The following is a 5462-nucleotide window of genomic DNA, read 5'->3' as shown; positions in this document are numbered from 1 at the left end:
GGTCGGCATCTCCGGCCACATCCTCGGCGGCGGCCACGGGCTGCTGGCGCGCTCGCACAGGCTGACCCGCGACAGCCTGGAGGAGGCTACCCTCGTCTATGCCCGGGGCCAGGGTGCTGACCGCGAACGCGACCTCCGAGCCAGATCCGTACCGGGCATGCAAGGGGCGGTGGCAGTTTCGGCATCGCGACGCAATTTTGCATCCAATATTATTCGAGCTGGACTCGCAGCACCGGCACGCCGATCCATGTCGCGCAGGTGGCAAAGGTCTATGCGGCGATGCGCAACTTCATGCCTGGCGCGTCCTGTGTGAACTATTGCGATCTCGATCTGTCGGACTACGCCGCGGCCTACTGGGCGACAACCTGCCGCGGCTGATGGCCATGAAGCAGCAATACGATTCCGACAATTTGTTCCACCACGCCCGGAGCGTGCCGCTGCCGGCAGCGACCTGAGCGGGTCGACGAGACGTCCGGGCGCTCGCGCTATCCGGCCTGCGCGGTCTTGCCGCCGTCGATCACGAACTGGCCGCCGGTGGTGTAGGGATGGTCGTCGGACGCCAAGGTCACCGCGAAGGCTGCGATCTCTTCGGCGGTGGCGACGCGCTGCATCCCGGGCACATGGGTCTTGGCCCACTGCGACACCGCGACATGCCAGGCGGCGTCGGGAAGGTTCTCCATGCCGGAGAGTCTTCGGATGAACGGCGTGTCCGTCGTTCCCGGGATCAGCGCGTTCACTCTTATGCCGTGCTGCGCATAGTCGAGCGCGGCCGCCTGCACCAGGCCGACCAGGCCGCGCTTGGCGGCGGAATAGGCCGAACGTTTGGCGGTGGTCGCGATCGCATTGGAGGAGGACGTCACCAGGATCGAGCCGCCGCGCGCGAGCATGTGGGGGATCTGGTATTTCATCGCCAGGAACACGCCGCGCAAATCGGTATTGAGCACGTCGTCGAACTCGCTCGCCGCGTATTCGTGCAGCGGCTTCTCGATCGAGATGCCGGCATTGTTGAAGGCGACGTCGAGCTTGCCATAGGTCTCGATCGTCCGGTCGACCAGCGCCTTGACTTCGCTTTCATTGCGGACATCGGCGCGGATGAAGACGGCCTCGCCGCCGGCCTCGCCGATCTCATCCTGCACCTGCTTGCCGCGCTCGACATTGCGACCGCAGAACGCGACCTTGCCGCCCTCGGCCGCGAACATCAGCGATGCCGCCCGCCCGATGCCCGACGTGCCCCCGGTCACCAGCACGACCTTGTTCTCGAAGCGGCGCTTGCCGCTCGGCTTCTGCTGCGGCAGCTTCGCGCCATCGGCGAGCGCCACGCCGCCGGCGAGACCGCCGAGGGCGCCCATGGTCACGCCGAGCGCCGCGCCACCGATCAGGTGACGCCGCTTTACGCCGGCGGGCGCGATGCTATCCTGATTGTCGATCATGTCGGGCTCCTGTTCCGCGCTCGAGCACGCTGGTCTCAATCTTAACGGTGTTAAGATGGGTAGGACCTAATCTGAACAGTGTCAAGTTAAAGATGCCGAAGAGAGCGACCGCGCCTGCGCGCGCAAGGCGGAGCCCGCCTTCCATGCCGGAGGCCGGCTATCATCATGGCGACCTCCAGGAGGCGCTGATTGCGGCGACCGAGGCCATCCTCGCCGACCAGGGCGCTGAAGGCTTCACGCTGCGCGAGGCCGCGCGGCGCGCGGGCGTGTCGCCGGCTGCGCCGTCGCATCATTTCGGCAACGCCCCGGGCCTTTTGACGGAGGTCGCGATCCGCGGCTATCAGGAGCTCGGCGCCGCACTGAAGCAGGCGGCCGAAAAGAAGGAGCCGTTGCATCTGCGCCTGCATGCGCAGGGGCTGGCCTATGTCGCCTTCGCGCTGAAATATTCCGGGCGATTCCAGATGATGTTCTCCAACAAGCGGCTGGTCGCGGGCGACGAGCGCCTGCGCAAGGCCTCGCGGGACGCCCATCGCGAATTCGAGGTCGTCGTCGCGGCGCTGGTGGCCGGCACGCCGAAGCAGGCGAAGGTCGCGGCCACCGTGGCGTGGTCGACCGCCCACGGCTTCGCCAAGCTCGCGCTCGAAGGCAAGTTCGGCGATCCCGGCACGGACTCCGGCCGGCGGGAGATCATGGCGATGCTGCGCCAGGTGCTGGAATATCTCTGGCCGATCGAATCTGCGAGGCGCTGAAGATGAGCACTGTCGGCCCGCAGAAGCTTCGGATCGATGTCGGCAAGGTCGCTCGCGTCTCGGCGCTGCTGCTGCAGCCGCCGGACGCGCGCGCCTGCTATGTCTTCGCCCACGGCGCGGGCGCGGGGATGGATCATGCCTTCATGGCCGAGGCGGCGGCCGGCCTTGCCGCACGCAAAATCGCGACACTGCGCTACCAGTTTCCGTACATGGAGAAGGCCGGCAAGCGGCCTGATCCGCCGGCGATCGCGCAAGCGGCGGTGCGCGCCGCCGTTGGCGAGGCCGCGGGCGCTTGTCCCGGCCTGCCATTGTTCGCCGGCGGCAAATCCTTCGGCGGGCGCATGACCTCGCAGGCGCAGGCCAAGGCGCCGCTCGCCGGTGTGCGCGGGCTGGTTTTCTTCGGCTTTCCGCTGCATGCGGCGGGAAAGCCATCGCGCGAGCGTGCCGATCATCTGAGTGATGTGCGCATCCCCATGCTGTTCCTGCAAGGCACCAACGACAAGCTCGCCGAGTTGGACCTGCTCGCGCCGGTGGTCGCCAAACTCGGTGATCGGGCGGTGCTGCATCGGGTCGAGTCCGCCGATCATTCGTTCCATGTACCGGCGCGCTCGGGCCGCAACGATGCCGCTGTCATGGCCGAGATCCTCGATCGCTGTGCGGCGTGGATCGATTCCATGCGCAATTGAGCGCCGCGATCAATTCGTGATCGCTCAGATCGGCCTTGCTGGCGCTGCATGCCGGATCGTGCCAAGGTCCGCGCGCAATGCGACGACGGAGAATGGGAATGCTGGAAGTGACGCACGAGACGGCCGGGCCGGCGCCTTCGAGGACGCCGCGTTGGACCCGCGAGAGCGCCTGGGCGATCTACGGCCTGCCGTTCAACGATCTGCTGTTTCGCGCGCAGTCGGTGCATCGGCAGCGTTTCGATCCCAACCGGGTGCAGCTCAGCCGGCTGCTCAACATCAAGACCGGCGGTTGCCCGGAGGATTGCGGTTATTGCAGCCAGTCCTCGCATCATGCAACGGGCCTTGTCGCCTCCAGGCTGATGGACGTCGAGGCCGTCGTCGCCGAAGCGCGCAAGGCGAAGCAGGGCGGCGCGAGCCGCTATTGCATGGGGGCGGCCTGGCGCAACCCGAAGCCGCGTGACATGGACGCGATCGTCGCGATCATCGAGGGCGTGAAGGCGCTGGGGCTGGAGACCTGCATGACGCTCGGCATGCTCGACCGCGACCAGGCGGATCGGCTGAGCGGGGCCGGACTCGACTACTACAACCACAATGTCGATACCTCGGAGCGGTTTTATCCGAGCGTGATCACGACCCGGACCTATGCCGATCGCCTCGAGACGCTGGAGCATGTCCGGCAGTCCGGCATGAAGGTGTGCTGCGGCGGCATCCTCGGCATGGGCGAGAGCGAGGAGGACCGCGTCGACATGCTGGTGACGCTCGCCGACCTTCCGGAGCCGCCGGAGAGCGTGCCGATCAACCGGTTGATCCCGATCGCCGGCACGCCGCTCGCCAATGCCGATCCGGTCGAGGGCCTCGAATTCGTGCGGATCGTCGCGCTGGCGCGCATCATGATGCCGACCTCGTTCGTGCGGCTGTCGGCCGGCCGTTCCGCCATGAGCGACGAGATGCAGGCGCTATGTTTCCTCGCCGGCGCCAACTCGATCTTCGTCGGCGACACGCTGCTGACCGCCGGCAATCCCGAGGAGGCCGCGGACAGGAAACTGTTCCGCAGGCTCGGACTCGAAGCGCTCTGATCGCGCAAAGGGGGGATGCGGTGAGCGTCGACAACATCAAGAACCAGGTCAAGGCCTGCATGTTCGACCAATACGGCACGGTGGTCGACATGCAGGGCGGGCTCGTGGCGGTCGTCACGCCGTTCCTGCAAGAGAAGGGCTGGCGCGGCGACCCGAATTCCTTCGTCACCTGGTGGCGGCGCACCCATTTCGAGAACTCGATGATCGACGCGCTGCTGCATCGCGAGCACACACCCTATCGCGAGATCGGTCAGCGCGCGGTCGCCCATGTGATGGGCCGCGCCGGCATCAGCTACACGAAAGGCGAGGTCCGTCATCTCGTCGGCGAGATCGAGAAGCTGAAGCCGTTTCCGGAGGTGCCGGCGGCGCTGGCGAAGCTGCAGACGAAATACCAGCTCGTCGTGCTCTCCAACGGCGATCCGGACATGCTGGAGGCCGCGAAGCAGCACCATAACATTCCGTTCGACCGCGTCATCTCGGTCGCGGAAGCAGGCTCCTTCAAGCCGCATGTCGCGACCTACCGCAAGGCGGCCGAGCTGATCGGCCTGCCGATGGACCAGATCCTGTTCGTCGCCAACCACGCCTTCGACTGCATCGGCGCCAAGTCGGCCGGCATGCGGACCGCGTTCATCGATCGCCGCGCGCGGCCGTTCGGCGCGACGCCGCATCGGCCGGACATCCTGGTGCCGAGCATGACGGAGCTGGCGGCCGCGATCGTGTGATCCGGCGGGTTATTCGCAATACGACACGCCGTCGAGGATGGCGCAGTGCTGCGTCTGCGGGTCCTCCATCGGCACGTGGCCGCCCTTGCCGTTGCCGGCGAAGACGCCCGGCCCGATGTGGACGGAGGCCTTGTTGCCGATGATGACGCTTGGATGCTGCGTCACGGCGCTGACGCGGGTGCCGTCCGCCCAGATGATGGAATCGCCGGTCCACACCCCGCGGCGGCCGTCGTCGCAGGTAACGTCGGTACCCTGCTTGGTGCAGTTCGCCGCGTTCGCGCTGGCGATCCCGGCAACCGCCGCCGCGGCCATCACGATCATCCGCAAGCCCTTCATGCTCGTCCCCTCCCTACAAGCCCGCCGGGGCCAAATCATCGTAAGCATCGTCGCGCCGACCCGGCGCCCGGTTCACGCTTCCTGGCAATTACGGCTTCTCTCCAGGCGCCGTCTGGTTCGGATAACGCCTATTTTTCAATATGTTGCGCGAATGTCGCGCCGCCTTCGCGCCAAATGCTTGCAAAAACCGCCTCGCCCCTTCAAGAGAGGGCCGCAAACGGAGAGATGGCCGAGTGGCTGAAGGCGCACGCTTGGAAAGCGTGTGTGCGGGAAACCGTACCGTGGGTTCGAATCCCACTCTCTCCGCCATTCTCACGATTTTTTTGCTCCGGACTACGATCTTCTACGATTTTCTTCACGTTGGCTCCTGTGCAGTTTCCAGTTCGCGCTGAGAGGGAGCATCCGCCGCCAGGTCTGCTTGCAATTCAGGGACTATCGGACTCTCGCGATGGGTGTCCGACAG

Annotated in this window: 7 protein-coding genes and 1 tRNA gene; 6 read left to right on the top strand and 2 right to left on the bottom strand. The window is 66.2% G+C overall.

Translation table 11 applies throughout. The features are described 5' to 3' along the window. The first annotated feature begins 377 nt into the window (after positions 1–377). Positions 378–455 (top strand): BBE domain-containing protein, encoded by a 78-nt coding sequence (locus tag JOY90_RS40140; protein WP_367276935.1) that lies wholly within the window; start codon positions 378–380, stop codon positions 453–455. Positions 456–485: 30 nt separating this feature from the next. Here the strand turns inward: JOY90_RS40140 and JOY90_RS14240 are convergent, their stop codons facing one another. Continuing rightward, positions 486–1430, bottom strand: a complete 945-nt coding sequence (locus JOY90_RS14240; protein ID WP_291691757.1) for an SDR family oxidoreductase — start codon at positions 1428–1430, stop codon at positions 486–488. 143 nt (positions 1431–1573) lie between these two features. On the opposite strand from JOY90_RS14240, the gene JOY90_RS14235 reads away from it, so the two are divergent. From JOY90_RS14235 to JOY90_RS14220, 4 genes are all read left to right on the top strand, one after another. Further along, on the top strand, positions 1574–2179 hold the full coding sequence (locus JOY90_RS14235; RefSeq protein ID WP_291691756.1) for a TetR/AcrR family transcriptional regulator: 606 nt from the start codon (positions 1574–1576) through the stop codon (positions 2177–2179). Between the two features lie 2 nt (positions 2180–2181). After that, a complete protein-coding gene (locus tag JOY90_RS14230) occupies positions 2182–2865 on the top strand; it encodes an alpha/beta family hydrolase (RefSeq protein ID WP_291691755.1) in 684 nt (227 codons plus the stop codon). 98 nt (positions 2866–2963) lie between these two features. Next, positions 2964–3941, top strand: a complete 978-nt coding sequence (bioB, locus tag JOY90_RS14225) for a biotin synthase BioB (RefSeq protein WP_291691754.1) — start codon at positions 2964–2966, stop codon at positions 3939–3941. Positions 3942–3961: 20 nt separating this feature from the next. Further along, on the top strand, positions 3962–4663 hold the full coding sequence (locus tag JOY90_RS14220) for a haloacid dehalogenase type II (RefSeq protein ID WP_291691753.1): 702 nt from the start codon (positions 3962–3964) through the stop codon (positions 4661–4663). A gap of 9 nt (positions 4664–4672) precedes the next feature. Here the strand turns inward: JOY90_RS14220 and JOY90_RS14215 are convergent, their stop codons facing one another. Continuing rightward, positions 4673–4999, bottom strand: a complete 327-nt coding sequence (locus JOY90_RS14215; protein WP_291691752.1) for a hypothetical protein — start codon at positions 4997–4999, stop codon at positions 4673–4675. 219 nt (positions 5000–5218) lie between these two features. Here JOY90_RS14215 and JOY90_RS14210 point away from each other — a divergent pair. Beyond that, positions 5219–5308 (top strand) — tRNA-Ser (locus JOY90_RS14210). The last annotated feature ends 154 nt before the right edge of the window (positions 5309–5462 follow it).

It is taken from the genome of Bradyrhizobium sp. (genome assembly GCF_019242285.1).
Classification (GTDB): Bacteria; Pseudomonadota; Alphaproteobacteria; order Rhizobiales; family Xanthobacteraceae; genus Bradyrhizobium.
Note: the sequence above shows the minus strand (reverse complement) of the source record. Positions and strands in the feature narration are given on the sequence as shown.